13 protein-coding genes are annotated in these 17464 nt (G+C 71.5%); 7 read left to right on the forward strand and 6 right to left on the reverse strand.

Annotated elements, in window-relative coordinates; genetic code table 11:
- Window positions 1-49 precede the first annotated feature (49 nt).
- Together AB0N78_RS05270 and AB0N78_RS05275 are read left to right on the forward strand one after the other, a co-directional pair.
- Entirely contained in the window at window positions 50-3322 is a 3273-nt protein-coding gene (locus AB0N78_RS05270) for an ATP-dependent DNA helicase (RefSeq protein WP_363386631.1), read from the forward strand.
- On the forward strand, window positions 3319-6597 hold the full coding sequence (locus tag AB0N78_RS05275) for an ATP-dependent DNA helicase (RefSeq protein WP_363386633.1): 3279 nt from the start codon (window positions 3319-3321) through the stop codon (window positions 6595-6597). The genes AB0N78_RS05270 and AB0N78_RS05275 overlap by 4 nt, the downstream gene beginning before the upstream one ends.
- A 3-nt stretch (window positions 6598-6600) precedes the next feature.
- Here AB0N78_RS05275 and AB0N78_RS05280 read toward each other — a convergent pair whose 3' ends face one another.
- Window positions 6601-7545, reverse strand: a complete 945-nt coding sequence (locus AB0N78_RS05280; protein WP_363386635.1) for a phosphotransferase — start codon at window positions 7543-7545, stop codon at window positions 6601-6603.
- A 99-nt stretch (window positions 7546-7644) separates the two neighbouring features.
- Between AB0N78_RS05280 and nudC the strand changes: the two genes are divergently transcribed.
- Window positions 7645-8697, forward strand: a complete 1053-nt coding sequence (nudC, locus tag AB0N78_RS05285; protein ID WP_363386637.1) for an NAD(+) diphosphatase — start codon at window positions 7645-7647, stop codon at window positions 8695-8697.
- A 6-nt stretch (window positions 8698-8703) separates the two neighbouring features.
- Here the strand turns inward: nudC and AB0N78_RS05290 are convergent, their stop codons facing one another.
- The 4 genes from AB0N78_RS05290 to AB0N78_RS05305 all read right to left on the reverse strand — a co-directional run bounded on the left by AB0N78_RS05290 (window position 8704) and on the right by AB0N78_RS05305 (window position 13161).
- On the reverse strand, window positions 8704-9552 hold the full coding sequence (locus tag AB0N78_RS05290; RefSeq protein WP_363386640.1) for a carbohydrate ABC transporter permease: 849 nt from the start codon (window positions 9550-9552) through the stop codon (window positions 8704-8706).
- The gene (locus AB0N78_RS05295; protein WP_363386643.1) at window positions 9549-10520 is read right to left on the reverse strand and encodes a sugar ABC transporter permease; all 972 of its coding nucleotides are present in this window, start codon (window positions 10518-10520) and stop codon (window positions 9549-9551) included. The genes AB0N78_RS05290 and AB0N78_RS05295 overlap by 4 nt, the downstream gene beginning before the upstream one ends.
- Before the next feature lie 69 nt (window positions 10521-10589).
- Window positions 10590-11954 (reverse strand): extracellular solute-binding protein, encoded by a 1365-nt coding sequence (locus AB0N78_RS05300; RefSeq protein WP_363386646.1) that lies wholly within the window; start codon window positions 11952-11954, stop codon window positions 10590-10592.
- A 208-nt stretch (window positions 11955-12162) separates the two neighbouring features.
- Entirely contained in the window at window positions 12163-13161 is a 999-nt protein-coding gene (locus tag AB0N78_RS05305; protein ID WP_363386648.1) for a LacI family DNA-binding transcriptional regulator, read from the reverse strand.
- 133 nt (window positions 13162-13294) lie between these two features.
- On the opposite strand from AB0N78_RS05305, the gene AB0N78_RS05310 reads away from it, so the two are divergent.
- Window positions 13295-14224 (forward strand): acetylxylan esterase, encoded by a 930-nt coding sequence (locus AB0N78_RS05310; RefSeq protein ID WP_363386651.1) that lies wholly within the window; start codon window positions 13295-13297, stop codon window positions 14222-14224.
- 14 nt (window positions 14225-14238) lie between these two features.
- On the opposite strand, the gene AB0N78_RS05315 is transcribed toward AB0N78_RS05310, so the two are convergent.
- Window positions 14239-14499 carry a mycoredoxin gene (locus AB0N78_RS05315; RefSeq protein ID WP_363388209.1) on the reverse strand — a complete coding sequence of 87 codons (261 nt, stop codon included), beginning with the start codon at window positions 14497-14499 and terminating at the stop codon, window positions 14239-14241.
- Window positions 14500-14639: 140 nt separating this feature from the next.
- Here AB0N78_RS05315 and AB0N78_RS05320 point away from each other — a divergent pair, with 140 nt between their 5' ends.
- The 3 genes from AB0N78_RS05320 (at window position 14640) to AB0N78_RS05330 (ending at window position 17457) form a co-directional block, all read left to right on the forward strand.
- A complete protein-coding gene (locus AB0N78_RS05320) occupies window positions 14640-16667 on the forward strand; it encodes an ATP-dependent DNA helicase UvrD2 (RefSeq protein ID WP_363386654.1) in 2028 nt (675 codons plus the stop codon).
- Window positions 16668-16771: 104 nt separating this feature from the next.
- A complete protein-coding gene (locus AB0N78_RS05325) occupies window positions 16772-16978 on the forward strand; it encodes a hypothetical protein (protein ID WP_363386657.1) in 207 nt (68 codons plus the stop codon).
- A 137-nt stretch (window positions 16979-17115) separates the two neighbouring features.
- Window positions 17116-17457, forward strand: coding sequence for a WhiB family transcriptional regulator (locus AB0N78_RS05330; RefSeq protein WP_363386660.1), 342 nt, complete (start codon window positions 17116-17118; stop codon window positions 17455-17457).
- Window positions 17458-17464: the final 7 nt, after the last annotated feature.

Below are 17464 nucleotides of genomic sequence, written 5' to 3' on the forward strand. Positions count from 1 at the left end.
GGTGGCACCGAGGGATTTCACTGTCGGTCCCATGTGATGGGATCGGTGCGTGCATACGCTGTCCGCTCCCCGACTGGTGCGCCCCGCGCTGGCCGATGTGGCCCCGCGGGTGGCACTGGGCGCGGATCAGCGCGCGGTGCTCGACCGACTGCTCACGGGCCCGGAGCGGGCGGTGTTGGCCACCGGTGCGGCCGGGTCGGGCAAGACGGAGCTGGTGGTGGAGGCGGTGGCCGCCGCTCTGACCACGCAGGAGGGTTGGGCGCAGGGGCTGCGTGCGGATGACGTGCTGGTGCTCGCGGCCGGACGGCGGGCGGCGGCGGACCTGCGAGACCGGATCGGCTCGCGAGTCCGACGCACCACGGGCCAGGCGATGGTGCGCACCGCCGCGTCGGCGGCCTTCGCGGTGCTGCGCCAGCGGGCGGTGCTCCAGGGCGACCCGCCCCCGGCGCTGATCTCCGGGCCGGAGCAGGATCTCGCGCTGGCCGAGCTGCTGGCCGGGCATCTGGCGGGGGAGGGGGTGGAGCTCATCTGGCCGCCCGGGGTGCCGCCGGAGACGCTCGGGCTGCGCTCCTTCCGTGGTGAGCTGCGTGACCTGCTGATGCGTGCAGCCGAGCGCGGACTCGAACCGGTGGACCTGGCGCGCCTGGGCCGCACCCACGACCGCCCGGGCTGGGTGGCCGCCGCCGTGCTCTACCAGGAGTACCTGGACGTCACCGGGTTGCGGGCCGGGACACCTGACACCGGGGCGCGCTTCGACCCCGCGGTGGTGATCGAGGAGGCGGCACAGACCCTGCGGCACTGGGAGGAGGAGCTGCCCGGTCGTCCGCGTCCGACCTGGAAGCTGGTGGTGGTCGACGACTACCAGGAGGCCACCGAGGCGACCGCGCGCCTGCTGAGGGTGCTGGCCGATGACGGTGCGCGGCTGCTGCTGGTGGCCGATCCGGATGCGGCGGTGCAGACCTTCCGTGGCGCGACGCCGGGGTTGGTCGGGCGGGCAGATGCAGTCGGGGACGGACCCGGGGAGTTCGGTGCGGCCCGTCTGGTGTTGGAGCGCGTGCGCCGGCACGACGATGCGCTGCGGGCGGTGACAGCCCGGGTGGCGGAGCGGATCGCGGTGGTCGGCGGTGCGGCCCATCGGCGAGCCGTGGTGGACCCGACGGTGCGGCGACCGGCCCTCACCACCAGCGGTCCCGAGCAACGAGTGCCGGACCCGCGCACCGTCCGGGCCGCGGTGTTGCCCAGCGTGGCGCAGGAGGCGGCTTACCTGGCACACACCCTGCGCTCGGCGCATCTGGAACGTGGTGTGCCCTGGGAGGAGATGGCCGTGATCGCCCGTTCCGGCGCACAGGTCACGGCGCTGCGGCGGGCACTGGGGTCGGCGTCGGTGCCGGTGGCGGTGGTCAGCAGCGATGTGCCGCTGAAGGACGAGCCCGCGGTCCGTCCGCTGTTGGATGCGTTGCGGGTGGCGCTGGGCGCGGAGCTCGGCGGTCAGGACCTCGACCCGGAGCTGGCGGCCCGGCTGTGCTGTTCCCCGCTGGGTGGTCTGGATGCGGTGGGCCTGCGCCGGGTGCGCCGAGCGCTGCGCGCGGAGGAGATCGCCGGGGCCGGTGATGAGCGGCGAGGTCGGACCTCGGATGAGCTGCTGGTGGAGGTGCTTGGCGACCCCCTACGCTCCACCGGCCTGCCCGCGGTCTCCCGCCGCCCGGTGGAGCGGTTGGCCGCCGTGCTGGCCCGTGGCCGGGAGGCGGCGCGTGCGCCCGGTGCCGATCCGCAGACCGTGTTGTGGGCGATCTGGGACGCGGCGGAGCTGAGTGAACCCTGGCGGCGTGTGGCGCTGTCCGGTGGACCCGGCGGCGCTCGGGCGGACCGGGATCTGGATGCGGTGCTGGCGCTGTTCCGTGCCGCCGAGACCTACGTCGACCGGATGCCCACCGCCCGCCCGGCGGCCTTCCTGGAATGGGTGGAATCCCAGGAACTGCCCGCGGACACCATCGCCGCCCGGGCCCGTCGGGACGCGGTGAGCGTGCTGACCCCTGCCGGTGCGGCCGGTCGGGAGTGGGAACTGGTCGCGGTGGCCGGGGTGCAGGAGGGGGTGTGGCCGGACCTGCGGCTGCGCGACTCGCTGCTCGGCGCTCAGACCCTGGTGGAGGTGCTGTCCGGTCGGGTGGACGACCACGGGGCGGATCACGGTGCCGCCGCCCGTGCCGCGGTGCTGGCTGACGAGTTGCGCTCGTTCTACGTGGCGATCTCCCGGGCGCGGTCGCTGCTGCTGGTCACTGCGGTATCCGATGCGGAGGAGCAGCCCTCGCCCTTCCTCGATCTGATCGAGCCGCAAGAAGAGGACGAGGACCCCCGTAAGGTCGGTGCACCCGCGCCCTTGGACCTGCGCGGGTTGGTGGGGTCATTGCGCGCCCGGCTGGAACACACTGCCCGGCTCGGTGCCCCGGACCCCGCCGCTGCTCGGGTGCTCGCCCGACTGGCCGACGCCGGGGTGGCGGGTGCGGATCCGACCGAGTGGCACGGTCTGGTCGAACCCTCGACCACCGAACCCCTGTGGCCCGCGGGGGAGCGGGTGCCGGTGTCGCCCTCCCGGATCGAGACGGCGGGCACCTGTGCGTTGCGCTGGGCGCTGGAGACGGCCGGTGGTACCGCGCCCAATTCCTCCCGGCAGACCCTGGGCACCCTGGTGCACGCCATCGCGCAGCGGTTCCCCCGGGGCAGTCGGGCCGAACTCGCCGAGGAACTGGACCGTCGCTGGCCGGAGCTGGGGCTGGGCGAGGGCTGGCCCGCCACGCTGGAACGCCGTCGCGCGGAGGGGATGATCGAGCGCCTCGCCGGGTACTTCGCCCAGGCGGGCGAGCCGCTGGCGGTGGAGGCGAGCTTCGAGCTGCCGCTGGATCGTGCCCTGGTCCGCGGCAGCATCGACCGGGTAGAGCGGGCCGGCGACGACGGTGAGGTGCGGGTGGTCGACCTCAAGACCGGTCGGACCCTGCCCAGCGCGCAAGACACCGCGACCAATCCGCAGCTCGGCGCGTACCAGTTGGCGGTGGACGCCGGTCGGGTCGACGGTCTGCCGGAGGGCGCGCGGGCGGTGGGGGCGCAGCTGGTCTTCGTCTCCGATGTGCAGAAGAAGGCGGCGATCCGACCTCAGGATTCGCTCGGGCCTGAGCCGTCGACCTCCTGGGCGCGCGAGCACATCGAGCAGGTGGCGGAGTCGATGGCCGGCTCGGCCTTCCACGCCACGGTCAACGGCATGTGCGACCGATGCCCGGTCCGCCGCTCCTGCCCGGTCCGTGATGAGGGCGGGACGGTGGTCCAGTGAGCGCGCAGCCCGCCACGTCTCCGCTGTCCGCCCGGGACATCGCCGCGCTGCTGCGCCGTGACCCGCCCACGGATGAGCAGGTGGCGGTGATCGAATCCCCACTACGTCCGGCGCTGGTGGTGGCGGGGGCGGGGTCCGGCAAGACCGAGACGATGTCTGCCCGGGTGGTCTGGCTGATCGCCAACGGCCTGGTGGCACCGGAACAGGTGCTGGGTCTGACCTTCACCCGCAAGGCCGCCGGAGAGTTGGCCGAGCGGGTGCGGCGTCGCTTGCGGCACCTGGCCCGGGCCGCGGCGGCCGAGGGGCTGGCGCTGCCGGGGTTGTCCGGCGCGGAGGACACTGCGCTGGCCACGATCGCCCGTCCGACTGTCTCCACGTACAACGCCTACGCTGCCGGGCTGGTCGGCGATCACGGTCTGCGGCTCGGGATCGAACCCGCCGCCCGTCTGCTGGGCGAGGCCGCGCAGTGGCAGCTGGCCAGCCAGGTGGTCGAGTCCTGGACCGCCGATCTGGACAGTCGCGCCGCAGTGTCGACCGTGGTGGATGCGGTGCTGTCGCTGTCCGGGGCGTTGGACGAGCACCTGCGTGAGCCCGAGGACGCCCGGCGTGGCATCGAGGGCATCATCGAGGCCATCGAGGCCACTCCCGGCAAGCCCTACGCCGATCTGACCACGCTGGTCGCTGCACTGGGTGAACGGGCCCGGGTGCTGGACCTGGTGGCCGAGTACCGGCGACGCAAACGTGCCTCGGACGCCTTGGACTTCGGTGACCAGGTGGCGATTGCCGCGCGACTGGCCAGGGATGTGCCGGAGGTGGGACAGACCGAGCGGGACCGGTTCCGGGTGGTGCTGCTGGACGAGTACCAGGACACCTCCTATGCCCAGCTGGTGCTGCTGTCTGCGCTGTTCGGCCAGGGTCACCCGGTGACCGCCGTCGGCGACCCGCACCAGTCGATCTACGGGTGGCGCGGTGCCAGTGCGGGTGGGCTGGAGCGGTTCCCGGAGTCCTTCCCGGTGATCGCCCCCGACGGGGACCGACGTCGCGCGGACATCCATCAGCTCAGCACCTCCTGGCGGAATGACGCGGCGGTGCTCGCTGCGGCGAACCTGGTGGCCGCACCGCTGCGTTCCGCCGAGCGGGGGCGGATCGATCTGCCGGAGCTCGGCGCTCGGCCTGGGGCAGGCCGTGGTGAGGTGCTGGCTCGGATGCTGCCCACCGTCGAGGACGAGGCCCGGGCGGTCACCGAGTTCGTCGCCGCACGGTGGCGGGCGGCGGGTCCGGACGGCAGCGGCCGAGTCAGCGCAGCGGTGCTGTGCCGCAAGCGCGCGCAGTTCCCGGTGCTGCACGCCGCCCTGCGCGCCGCCGGACTGCCGGTGGAGGTGGTCGGCCTCGGTGGACTGCTCGCCACTCCGGAGGTGGTCGATGTGGTCGCCCTGCTCCAGGCCGCTCACGACCCATCCCGGGGTGATGCGCTGATGCGGCTGCTGACCGGGGCCCGGCTCAGGGTCGGTGCCGCGGATCTGCACGCGTTGGCGGACTGGTCGGCGCAGATGGCCGACGGCTTGGAGCGCCGGGCCGCCGAGGCTGAGCTGCCCGCCGCCGCGGATGTCGTGGACGAGCGCAGCATCGTGGACGCGGTGGACCAGCTGCCGCCGCCGGACTGGCGCAGCTCCCGGGGCCGGTCGCTGAGCGAGGTCGGCCGGGAGCGGCTGGCCGAGTTGGCCGGGGTGTTGCGGGCATTGCGCGGGCAGACCTACCTGTCCCTGCCCGAGCTGGTGGTGCAGGCCGAGCGCCTGTGGGGCCTGGACCTGGAGGTTGCCGCGCGTCCAGGCATGAGTCCTGGCCGGGCACGGGCGCACCTGGACGCGTTCCGGGATGTCGCGGTGCAGTACGCCGAGTCCACCGACGACCCGACCCTCGGTGGGTTCCTGGCCTGGTTGGAATCCGCGGATGCCCACGAGCAGGGCCTGGACATGCCGGTCACCGAGCCCGACCCGGATGCGGTGCAGCTGATGACCGTGCACGCCGCCAAGGGCCTGGAATGGGATGTGGTGGCGGTGGCCGGGTTGATCGACGGTGGGCTACCCGCGACCCGGACCCAGGGCAGTGAGGGGCCGGTGGACTCCGCGTGGCTGACCGGACTGGGCGAGTTGCCCTACCCATTGCGTGGCGACCGGCACGACCTGCCCGAGTTCGCGTACGCCGGTGCCGCCGACGCCAAGGACTTGGCCGAGCGCCGCAAGCAGTTCCGCCGGGACGCCGGCGAGCACCAGGTGGCCGAGGAGCGCCGACTGGCCTACGTCGCCTTCACCCGGGCGCGGTCGGCGCTGCTACTGACCGGTGCCTGGTGGGGGGACGCCTCCCGCCCGCGCCCGCCGTCGCTCTTCCTCACCGAGGTGGTGGAGGCCGGTCTGGCCCGGGTGGAGGACTGGGCCGACCTGCCGCCCGCCGATGAGGCGAACCCGCGCGAGTCCGCCGACACCGCTGTGCTGTGGCCCGCCGATCCCTTCGGTGCCTGGGGACGACGGGAACAGGTGCAGGCCGCCGCAGCCGCGGTCCAGGCCGCGAGGGAGCTGCCCACGGACGACGTGCCCACGCCCTGGGACCACACCGTCCGGCTGCTGTTGGCCGAACGCGCCGATCAGGCCCGTCCCAGTGCCGACGTCGAACTGCCCGCCCACCTGTCCGCCTCCGCAGTGGTCCGGCTGGCCGGTGACCCGGCGGAGTTCGCCCGCTCGCTGCGTCGACCGGTGCCGCAACGCCCGTCACCGCAGGCCAGGCGCGGCACCCGGTTCCACGCCTGGGTGGAGGGCTTCTACGGTGAGACCGCCCTGGTCGACCTGGAGGACCTGCCCGGTGCGGATGACGACTCGGTGCCGGTGGACGCGGACGAGCTGACCCTGCGGGAGAACTTCCTGGCCACCGAGTGGGCGAGCCTGCGCCCGGTGGCGGTGGAGGCCGATGTGGAGACCGTGATCGGCGGCTACGTGCTGCGCTCGCGGATCGACGCGGTGTTCCCCGACCCGCAGCGTCCCGGCGCGGTGGTGGTGGTCGACTGGAAGACCGGTGCCCCGCCGCGCGATCCGGAGTCCGCCGCGGTGCGTGAGCTACAGCTGGCCGTCTACCGTCTGGCCTGGTCGCGCTGGACCGGCACGCCCTTGGACCAGGTCAGTGCGGCCTTCTGCTACGTCGGCGCCGGCGTGACCGTGCGTCCGGAGCGGTTGCTCGCCGCGGAGGACATCGAGCGGATGCTGCTCGGCGTCACCCAGGGCTGAGCGTCAGCCCTCGACCGTGGGGGTGCTGCCGGTCTCGGGCAGCTCACGGGTCTGCTCGTCCAACTCGTCCAACATGGACACCGCGTCGGCGATCACCTCGTCATCACCGGAACGCACGCCGTAGAGCAGCCATCGAGCCAGCGCCAGCTCACCGGCCAGCAGCGCGCGGTCGGTCAGGTAGGGATCGGTCAGCTCGGTCCGGCGCAGCTGGTAGGCCTCCATGATCGAGTCCACCGCGTCCTGCGGGGCGGCGACCAGCAGCCAGGCCAGATCATCGGCGGGGTCGGCCACCTTTGCCTCACCCCAGCTGAGCACTCCGGTGATCTCCCCGTCGGCGGCCAGCACGTGCTCCGCGGACAGGTCGCCGTGCACCACCGTCGGGCTGAACTTCCACAGCGCGATGTCCTCCAGCCGCTCCTCCCAGCGCCGGAGCAGAGTGGCGGGCACCCGACCGGTGCGGGCGGCCTCGTCCACCTCGGAGAGTCGACGCTGCCGGTACCCCGCGGCGTCGTAGACCGGCAGCCCGGCCTCCTCGATCAGCGCCGGGGGCAGTTCGTGCAGCGCGCCGATCGCCCGGCCCAGTGCCGCAGCCGTACCCGGTCCGGGCAGCAGGCGGTCCAGCGCCACCGGTCGACCCTTGAGCTGGCGGTACATCACCGCCCGGCCGCCCTCGTCCAGCGGCGCGGTGCCCACCGTGCGTGGCACGTCGAAGGGCAGCTTGCCCTGGTCGACAGCGTCGGCGAGCTGGCCGAGCAGCACCAGCTCGGCCTCCAGCGCGGCACCGGCGGCAGTGGACCGCGGTGCACGCACCACCCAGCGGGTGTTCTTCTGGTCGGTCACCACCGCCATGTCGTCGTCACCGCCCGCCTCGGTGGCACGCACCGCCCGGGCGTCGAAGCCGGGGATGGCGACGGTCGCGAGGGCTGCGAGGGCAAGGGGTGAACGCACCCCCACAGGGTAGGGGGGACACGTGCCCGGGGCGCTCGGAGTGCCCGGGCGTGTCTGGCACCGGACGCGACTGTCAGTCCGGACGCGTACGGTGACGAGGTGCTCGACTCCGACCTTCCGCTGTCGCGCACGGTGACTGACCGTGCTGCTGACCTCCGCTGTGACCCGACCCTGTTGGACCGGCTGATCGACCAGCCTGCGACCCGGGTGCTGCTGGTCAGCTCCGGGCAGGTGGTCACCCGGACCGAGGGCCGTCGCCCGGCAGTGGTCTGGTTCTCCCCGGCGGAAGCGGCTCTGCGCGCCCCCACCGGGTCGCTGGCCGAGCGGTGGGCCTTCCTCGGCTATGACGACGCGGATGAGATCCCCGGCGTGGCGGTGGGCGAGTCCACCGAGCGCACCCCGCCGGCCTACCTCGCGCATCACGTGCCCGAGCCGACCGACGCCGTGCTGCCTGCCGGCACCACCTGGACACCACTGCGGGAGATTGGGGCCACGCTCTCCGCACGGGACGCTGGTCTGGCCACCGCGGCGGTGGCGCTCTACGAATGGCATGTCCGGCACCCGCGCTGTCCGCGCTGCGGTGCGGTGACCTACACAGTGCAGTCCGGGTGGGTCCGGCGCTGTGTGGCCGACGGCACCGAGCACTACCCGCGTACCGACCCCGCGGTGATCATGGCCGTGGTGGACGAGCAGGACCGGTTGCTGCTGGCCAACTCCGCGGCGTGGCCAGCCCGACGGTTCTCCACGCTGGCCGGGTTCGTCGAGCCGGGGGAGTCGGTGGAGCACGCGATCCGGCGGGAAGTGCGCGAGGAGTCATCGGTGGTGGTGGGTGAGGTGCACTACCGCGGCAGCCAACCGTGGCCGTTCCCCGCCTCGCTGATGCTGGGATTCCGGGCGCAGGCGCTCACCAGCGAGATCGCGGTGGACGGGGATGAGCTGGCTGAGGCGCGGTGGTTCACCCGGGCCGAGCTGCAACGTGCGGTCACCGTCGGTGAGGTGGTCCTGCCGCCGTCGACATCCATCGCCCGGGCTCTGATCGAGGACTGGTTCGGCAGCGAACTGCCGGTCGGTCCGGAGCCGGATGCCTGGAGTTCCTCGGTAGTGGCCGCCCACGCGGGCCCCGCCGGTCACGCGGACGACGGCGGGGCCTGAGCGGGTCTACTTCACCGAGCCGGACAGCAGCCCGCGGACGAAGTACTTCTGCAGAGCGAAGAACACGATCATCGGCACCAGCATCAGGATGAATGCCGCCGCGGTCAGCACCTCCCAGCCATCGCCCTTCGCACCGACCAAGTTGGACACCGTCACGGTGAGCGGGCCGACCGAGCGACCGCCGCCGAGGAACACCAGGGCGACCAGCAGGTCGTTCCACACCCACATGAACTGGAACACCCCGACCGCGGCCAACGCGGGGGTGGCCAGCGGCAGGCCAAGGGACCAGAGCTTGCGCGGCTCGGAGGCGCCGTCGATGGAGGCTGCCTCGAACAGTTCCTCCGGCACCCCGCGGAAGAAGTTGCGCATCAGGTACACCGAGAACGGCATCGCATACCCCAGGTGCGCGATCCACACCGCGGGAAACGTGCCGACGATGCCCAGGCTGCCGAAGAGCTTGAGCGTCGGCACCAGGGTCATCTGCAACGGCACACTCAGCAGGGCCAGCATCACAAAGAACACCACGTCGCGACCCCAGAACCGCCACCGGGCAAAGACGTACCCTCCCAGTGCTGCGAACACCACCGCGAGGACCACGACTGGGATGGTGATTGTCGCGGAGTTGAGGAACGCCTGGGCCAGACCGCTGCGGGTCAGCACCTGCTCGTAGTTGCTGCCGGTGAAGGCGAAGGGCGGGATCAGCGCCTCCCACCAGCCGGAGGACGACACCTGCCGGGTGGTGCGGAAGGACGTGACGAACACCGCCACCAGTGGAACCAGCCAGATCACGACCAGCAGAGCCAGCGTGAGGGTCCGCCAGAAGCCGGACCGCTTGTACTCGCGGGCGGCGCTCATCGCTGCTCCTCCTTGCGGGCGTTGCGGACGTTGAACACGATCAGCGGGACGGTGGCCGCCAGCAGTACCACGGCCACCGCCGAGGCCGTCGCCGGGTCCTGGGCGGCGAAGAGCTTGGCGTACATCTGGGTGGCCAGCACCTGGGTGTTGTAGTTCCCGTTGGTCAGCACGTAGATGACGTCGAAGACCTTCAGTGCATTGATCGCCATCAGGGTCACCACCACTGCCACCGAGCCGGAGATCTGCGGTAGCAGAATCCGGAAGAACAGGCTGCGACTGTTCGCCCCGTCGATCTGCGCGGCTTCGATGGTCTCGGTGGGAACCCCCTTGATCGCTGCGGACAGGATCACCGCCGCGAAGCCGGTGGACATCCAGATCCCGATGAAGATCAACGCCGCGTTGTTGGTGCGCTCGTCGGTGAGCCAGGCGATCGGATCGGCGTTGGGGAACAGCGCGGTCACGGCGGCGTTCAGGGTGCCGGTCTGGGTCTGGCCCGGTGCCCGGTACTCGTACATCAGCCCCCAGATGACACCGGCCCCGACAAAGGAGATCGCTGTCGGCAGCACCACGACCGACCGCACGAACTTCTCGCCCCGGACGCCGTCGGCGAGCACCGCGACCACCAGGCCGAGCACGGTGACGAACACCGTGAAGAACACCAGCCACAGCAGGTTGTTGCGCAGCGCGATCAGGGTGCCGTTGTCCTGGAACAAGGCCACGTAGTTGTCCCAGCCGACGAATCGGGAGCCGTCCTTGGACATCAGGCTCAACCGGATGGTCTCGATCAGCGGGTAGATCAGCATGAGTGTGGCCATCACCCCGGCCGGTGCCAGCCAGGTGTAGGCGCGGGCGGTGCGTCGCCGTCGCGGTGGCAACCGACGGATCAGCCGTTCGGCACCGAGCAGGTACACGACCAGGATCAGCGGGATGCCGATCACGGCTGCTAGCAGGGTCAGGATGCTCGTCATCGGGTGGGTCTCCTCACGTCCGCAGGGCAGAGCCGTGGGCCCCGGACAGGGTCGGGGCCCACGGCGGTCTCACTCAGCGGTTCGCATCTGCTCGAGCGTGTTCAGCTCGTTGGTCAGCGCGCTGGGGTCCTTCACGACGGTCAGACAGGCAGCCCAGAACTGCTGGTTGATATCGCTGGAGATGTAGTCCGAGGCGTCGAATCGCACCGACTCCGCGCCGGTGAAGATCTCCGCCGCGCGCTGGGACAGGACGGTCGGGTAGGCCTCCGCGCTGACCCCGGTGTTCGGGGAGATCCACAGGCCGGTGTCGGCGAGCAGGGCGTTGCGCTCCACAGAGGCGGCATACCGGACCAGCGCCTGGACCTCAGGGTCGTCGTTGAACGCGCCCAACAGCTCGCCCGCGGTCTCCACGGTGCCGGCGTTCGCGGCGTCGGCGGCGGGGAACTGGAAGAAGTCCAGCGTCTGGCCGGGCACGGAGGTCTCGACCTGGGCCGGGAGTGTGCGGGCCATCCAATCCGCCTGCAGGTGCAGGTCGCAGCGGGCCGGGTCGTCATACATCGGGTCCGCTGCGGTCAGGAAGTTGGTGCTGACCACACCGGTGGGCCCTCCGTTGGCCATCTGGTCGGTGGTGACGGCGATGAAGGCCTCGAATGCCTCGGTGACCTCGGGGGAAGTCCAGGCGAGTTCCCCGTTCATCCAGCTGTCGTAGACCTCGGTGCCGTGCTGGCTGAGCATGAACTGCTCGATCCAGTCCGTGGCGGGCCATCCGCTGGCCGCACCCGACTCTAGGCCGATGCACCAGGGGGTGGTGCCGGAGTCGGCGCGCTCCTGGGTCCAGTCGGTGAGTTCGCTCCAGGTGGCGGGCTCGGTGGGACCGTCGTAGGTCTCGGGGTTGTAGTAGATCAACCCCTTGAGCGCGGCGGTGGTGAAGAGGCCGTAGAGCTGTCCGTCCTCATCCGAGGCGAGGTCCAGCAGCCCCTCGTTGTACTGCTCGCGGATGGTGTCCATGTCCAGCATGTCGTCCAGCGGGACCAGGTCACCGGAGGCCATCAGCGACTGCATCTGGCCGATGGAGGGGTTGGAGGTCAGATCGGGCGGGTTGCCGCCCTGCACCCGAGTGCTCAGCACGGAGAGCAGGTCACGGGTGCTCTCGTACTCCAGGGTGATCCCGGTGGCCTCCTCGAAGGGCGCGAAGGTGGCCAGGAACTGGTCCATCTCGTCACCGCCCAGGTCGGAGAGCATCGTGATCGAGGTCCGGGTGAAGTCGTAGTCCGCGGCGATCTCCTCGGCGCGTTCCCGGGCTGCTTCGGTCAGCGTCGCATCGGCGTCGTCGTAGCCACTGCCCCCGGTCTCCTCGGCGTCGGCGCAGGCGGCCAGGCCGAGTCCGAGCGTCAGCACGGCACAGGCTGCAGTCGTCTTCCGGATGATTCTCATGGATCCCTCTTCCGCGTCGTTGCTGTCGAAGTGGGGCTGTCGAGAGGCGAAACGCTCTGCTCGAAGCACTTCGATCTCGACCATAGAGAGGGCGCGATCGGCGGGTCGAGGCCGAAGGGGGCTTCGCCCATGAGTTGAGTGGGGAACTTCGCCGGCCTAGGTGCCCGATGGGTCTTCCGTGGGGGACTGCGCTCCCGGTGTGAGGACGTCAGAGGGTGTCGCGCAGTACCAAGGACACCGGAAGTGTGGTGCGCGCCCCGGGTGCGGCCACCCCGTCGATCTGGTCGAGCACGGCGCGGGCCGCCAGCCGACCGTTCTCACGCAGCGGCTGGCGGACGGTCGTCAGCCCGATGGCCTCGGCCCAGTCCAGGTCGTCATACCCGACCACCGCCACGTCGCTCGGCACCGCGAGTGCGAGGTCACGTGCCGCGCGCAGGGTCGCCGCGGCGTAGAGGTCGCAATGCGCGAACACGGCCGTGGGGCGATCCGGGCGGGAGAGTAATGCGGTGGCGACCTCGTAGGCGCTCTCCGCGCTGCCGTCCACCGCCGGGCAGAACTCATCGGGTGCGGAGCCGTCGCCGACGGTGGCCAGCCCGCACCGCAGCCCGCGCAGTCGGGCCAGCGACTGGGAGTCGAATCCCGGTGCGGCCTGGCGCTCGCGCAGGAACCCCACCCGGGTGTGACCCCGCTCGGCCAGTGCCCGGCCGACCGCCTCGCCCCCGGCCTCGTCATCGGTGCAGATGCTGGTGAAGCCCGGCTCCACCACATTGGTCAGCACCGCGGGCATCGAGCCGTCCCGCAGGCGGGTGGCCACGGAAGGTTCCAGGGGGATCGCCATCACGATCAGCCCGTCGAGGCGACGGGACGCGGGTAGCGTCTCCAGGAAGCGTGCGGTGCGTGCGGCTGACGGATGGTCGAAGACAGCAACCTGGACGGCCTGGTGCGAGGCCTCCTCCAGTACCCCGGACAGCATCGTGGCGAAGGAGGGGTGGGCGTTGAATGGGGCCAGCACCCCGATCTGCCCGACCCCGCGCCGGGCGCGCGCCACTGCCTGTTCCTTCGGGACGTACGCCAGCTCGTCAATGGCCGCCAGTACACGTCGACGGGTGCTGTCAGCGACTCGGTCCGGCTTGTTGGTCACCAGGGAGACGGTCGAGATCGAGACCCCGGCTAGGCGGGCGACGTCGTAGATCGTGACTTCGGGCATGGGCGCTGTGCGCCTCCTCGGTCTCCTTGACGGGGGTGAGCGCCCAGCCTAGGGTCTCGAAGTGCTTCGATACGCGAACTTCGAGGAGGATGTCGTGTCGCCGGAGACTGCCCACGGTCCCAGTTCTGTCCCCGTGCCCCCCGACTTCGACGCCTTCTGGGCGCGGACACTGGCGGAGCAGGCGCGCCAACGGCTCGACCTCACCGTGACCGCGGTGAATACACCGCTGACCCAGCTGCGGGTGCACGATGTGCGCTTCACTGGTGCCGACGGGCAACGGGTCGCCGCCTGGTGGATTGTTCCGGCCCACGCCCCGGGTCCGGTGCCGGTCATCGTCCAGTTCATGGGCTACGGGGGTGGGCGCGCGTCCTGGATGACCCACCTGCTGTGGGCCGCTGCGGGCTACGGGCACCTGGTCGTCGACACCCGCGGGCAGGGCACCGACACCGGCGATGAGCCCGCCGCCCGGCCCGAAGCACCCAGCTGGGGCCCCGGGTTTGTCACGCGCGGACTGGATGACCGCGAGACGTACTACTACCGGCGGGTGTTCGTGGACGCGGTGCGCGCAGTCGCCGCAGTCGACGGGCTACCCGGCGCCGACCCGGAGCGGATCAGTGTGCTGGGCACCAGCCAGGGCGGCGGGATCGCTCTGGCCTGCGCCTCGCTCGAGCCCCGGGTCCGGGCGGTGCTGGTGGATGTGCCTTTCATGTGTGACTGGCGCGCGGGGGTCCGCGACGCAGCGACCCCGCCCTACCGTGAGGTCGCCGAGTACGTGCGGATGCGACCCGGCAGCTACGACCGGGTGCACGGCACCCTCGACTACTTCGATGCCGTCAACTTCGCCCGACGGGCCACCGCCCCGGCGATCGTCGCCATCGCGGCGGAGGACACTGTCTGTCCGGCACCGGGGGTCCGGGCGATGGTCGCGGCCTACGCCGGTCCGGTCCAGGCGGTGGAGTACCCCTACGGCGACCACGTGGACGGCGGCTTCTACCGGGAACACGCCCAGATCGCCCGGCAACTGGTCTGGCTGGCAGAACGCGGACTCGCCCCGGCCCGATGAGGACGCGACGCCAATCAGCCTGCCAGGGCGGCCTTGACCTGCACCAGCGACGGGTTGGTCAGCGCCGAACCGTCCGGGAATAGCAGGGTCGGCACCGTCTGGTTGCCACCATTCACCTGCTCGACGTAGGCGGCGGCTTCCGGCAGCTGCTCGATGTCCACCTCCGTGTACTCGATCCCCGCGCTCGTGAGCTGGGTCTTCAGCCGGCGGCAGTAGCCGCACCACGGGGTGGTGAACATCGTCACGGAGCCCTCGGCGGGCAACTGCTGGGTCATCGCTGTCCTCTCCTTGTAGGCCGTGCACGCCGAACCGCGCAGCGCACCCAGGGACGGAACGCCGCGGGCGCGTCCGGGCATTCCCGCTCCGTCCCCAGGCGGTCCGGACCTGTCAGCGGCAGATGCGAGGATTCCAGACGATGTCTGCCGACGACCTGCTCGATGCCCTCGACCCCGACCAGCGCGCGGTGGCCGGTGCCCTCACCGGCCCGGTCTGCGTGCTCGCGGGGGCCGGCACCGGCAAGACCCGGGCGATCACCCACCGGATCGCCTACGGCGTGCGCACCGGGGTCTACGCACCGACCAGCGTGCTCGCGGTGACCTTCACCGCCCGGGCGGCGGGGGAGATGCGCACCCGGCTGCGCGAGCTCGGTGTCGCCGGGGTGCAGGCCCGAACCTTCCACTCCGCGGCGCTGCGCCAGTTGCGCTACTTCTGGCCCCGGGTGGTCGGCGGGCCAGTGCCGGAGCTGCTGGCGCAGAAGGCCCCGGTGGTGGCCGACGCCGCGCACCGGCTCGGGCTGTCCGTCGACCGGGTGGCAGTGCGCGACCTGGCCTCGGAGATCGAGTGGGCCAAGGTCTCCCGGGTCACCGCCGAGGACTACGAGACCGCTGCGGCCGCCGCCGGACGACCCGCCCCGGCCGGCCACGACCATCAGGCGATCGCCCGGCTGATCACCGCCTACGAGGACGCCAAGGACGCCCGCGGGCAGATGGACATGGAGGACATCCTCTGGCTGCTGGCCGGGATGCTGGTGGACAACGGGGCCGTCGCGGAGGAGGTCCGCTCCCAGTACCGCCGGTTCGTGGTGGACGAGTACCAGGACATCTCGCCCCTGCAGAAGTTCCTGCTCGACCAGTGGCTCGGCGGTCGCGATGAGCTGTGCGTCGTCGGTGATCCGGCGCAGACCATCTACTCCTTCGCCGGAGCCACCCCGCACTACCTGACCCGGTTCACCGCCGACCACCCGAAGGCCCAGGTGGTCAAGCTGGTCCGTGACTACCGGTCCACCCCGCAGGTGGTCGGCCTGGCCAATGAGGTGCTGCGCCGCGCTCCGAAGGACCGGGGGTGGCAGCCATTGGAACTGGTCGCCCAGCGCCCGTCCGCCGGGCCGGTGCGCTTCGCGGTGTACGACGACGACGAGGCGGAAGCCGCCGGTGTCGCGACCCGGATCGGTCGACTGATCGCCTCGGGGGTGCGCCCCAGTCAGATCGCCGTGCTCTACCGGATCAACTCCCAGTCCGAGGCCTTCGAGCAGGCGCTGGCCGCGGTCGGGATCGGGTACGTGCTGCGCGGAGGGGAACGCTTCTTCGCCCGGCGTGAGGTGCGCGACGCCATCGTGACCCTGCGTGGTGCCGCCGTCGCCGCCGACCCCGACGATTCGATGCCGCAGGCCGCGCGGGATGCGCTGCGTGCCGTCGGTTGGTCGGAGGAACCGCCCGCCGCCCGGGGTGCCTCGCGTGAACGCTGGGACTCGCTGTCGGCGTTGGTGGCGCTGGCCGACGACCTCGCCTCGACCGCGGAGCAGGCCGGAACCCGGGCGACGGTCGCCGACCTGGTCGCCGATCTGGACGAGCGCGCCGCCGCCCAGCACGCCCCGACGGTGGAGGGGGTCACGCTGGCCTCCTTGCACGCGGCCAAGGGTCTGGAATGGGACGCAGTGTTCCTGGCCGGGCTCAGCGAGGGCCTGGTGCCCTGGGCCTCAGCCGACACCACCGCCGACTTGGCCGAGGAACGTCGACTGCTCTACGTGGGCATCACCCGCGCCCGTGAGCACCTGGAACTGTCCTACGCCCGCTCCCGCACACCGGGCGGGCGGGGCAACCGGCGACGCTCGCGGTTCTTGGACGGGCTGTGGCCGAGTGACGGTCGGGGCAGGTTCGGACGGCGCGAGCTCGAGTCGGTGCCTCGCACCACCGGCGATGCCGATCCGCAGCTGTTGGCTGCGCTCAAGGCCTGGCGTGCGGAGTTGGCCACCCGCACCAGCAAGCCGGACTTCACGATCCTCGGCGACGTGACCCTGGCGGCCATCGCCGAGCAGCACCCGGCTTCGGTGCCCGATCTGGCCCGGATCCACGGGATCGGACCGGCCAAGATCGACCGCTACGGCACCGAACTGTTGGACCTGGTCGCCGCGCACCGGGACGCCGCCAGAAAACTCGCGCGGTAATTCGGTTGTGCCCCCGGGCGGGTGCCACCTACTGTGATTCCTGCGCGATGAGACAGGCCGTGCTGTGCCAGCACAGGCCGGACCAGAGAAGGAGGTGGACTGCTGTGAAGAAGCTCAATGACGTGATCGGTGCTGGTGCCATCGCACTGCCGATCCAGGCGTCCACCTTCGGTTGGGTCCAGGGGAGTGGTGTGTCCGTGGTGGATACCCACGCCGGCGGCGGCTTTGCCCCGCTCGGCACCACCGGTCGCCTGCGCGGCAGCGGTGTTGCCCCCGCCCATGACTCCGTCGGCACGGGTCTGCTCAGCTAGAGCATCCTGACCTGTAGGCCACGGAGTCCCCCGGATTCCGTGGCCTTTCTCTTTGTCCCGACCTGATGTCAGGGGCGAGGTGGGAGCAGCGGAACCCGACCGCCCCATCAGTTTTCGCACCACATCAGGAGGACATCGTGCGGCTCACGACGCTGCTCGACACGATCGGACTCGGCGGTTCCGGTCCCTGGCCCCCCGTCACGTCCGGCACTGACACCCAGTTCGACGACCTGGTCGCGGGTCTGATCCCGTGCCGCTCCCACGACCCCGAGCTCTGGTTCGCCGAGCGCACCGCCGAGGTCGAGCAGGCCAAGGCCCTGTGCCGGGAGTGCCCCTTGATCGAGGGGTGCCTGGCCGGAGCTCTGGACCGGCAGGAGCCCTGGGGGGTCTGGGGCGGACAGGCGTTCGTCTCCGGACATGTCGTCGCGGTCAAGCGGGGGCGGGGACGTCCGCGCAAGGACGCCACCCCGGCGGCCTGACATGGGC

It is taken from the genome of Cellulomonas sp. NPDC089187 (assembly GCF_040685135.1).
GTDB lineage: Bacteria > Actinomycetota > Actinomycetes > Actinomycetales > Cellulomonadaceae > Cellulomonas.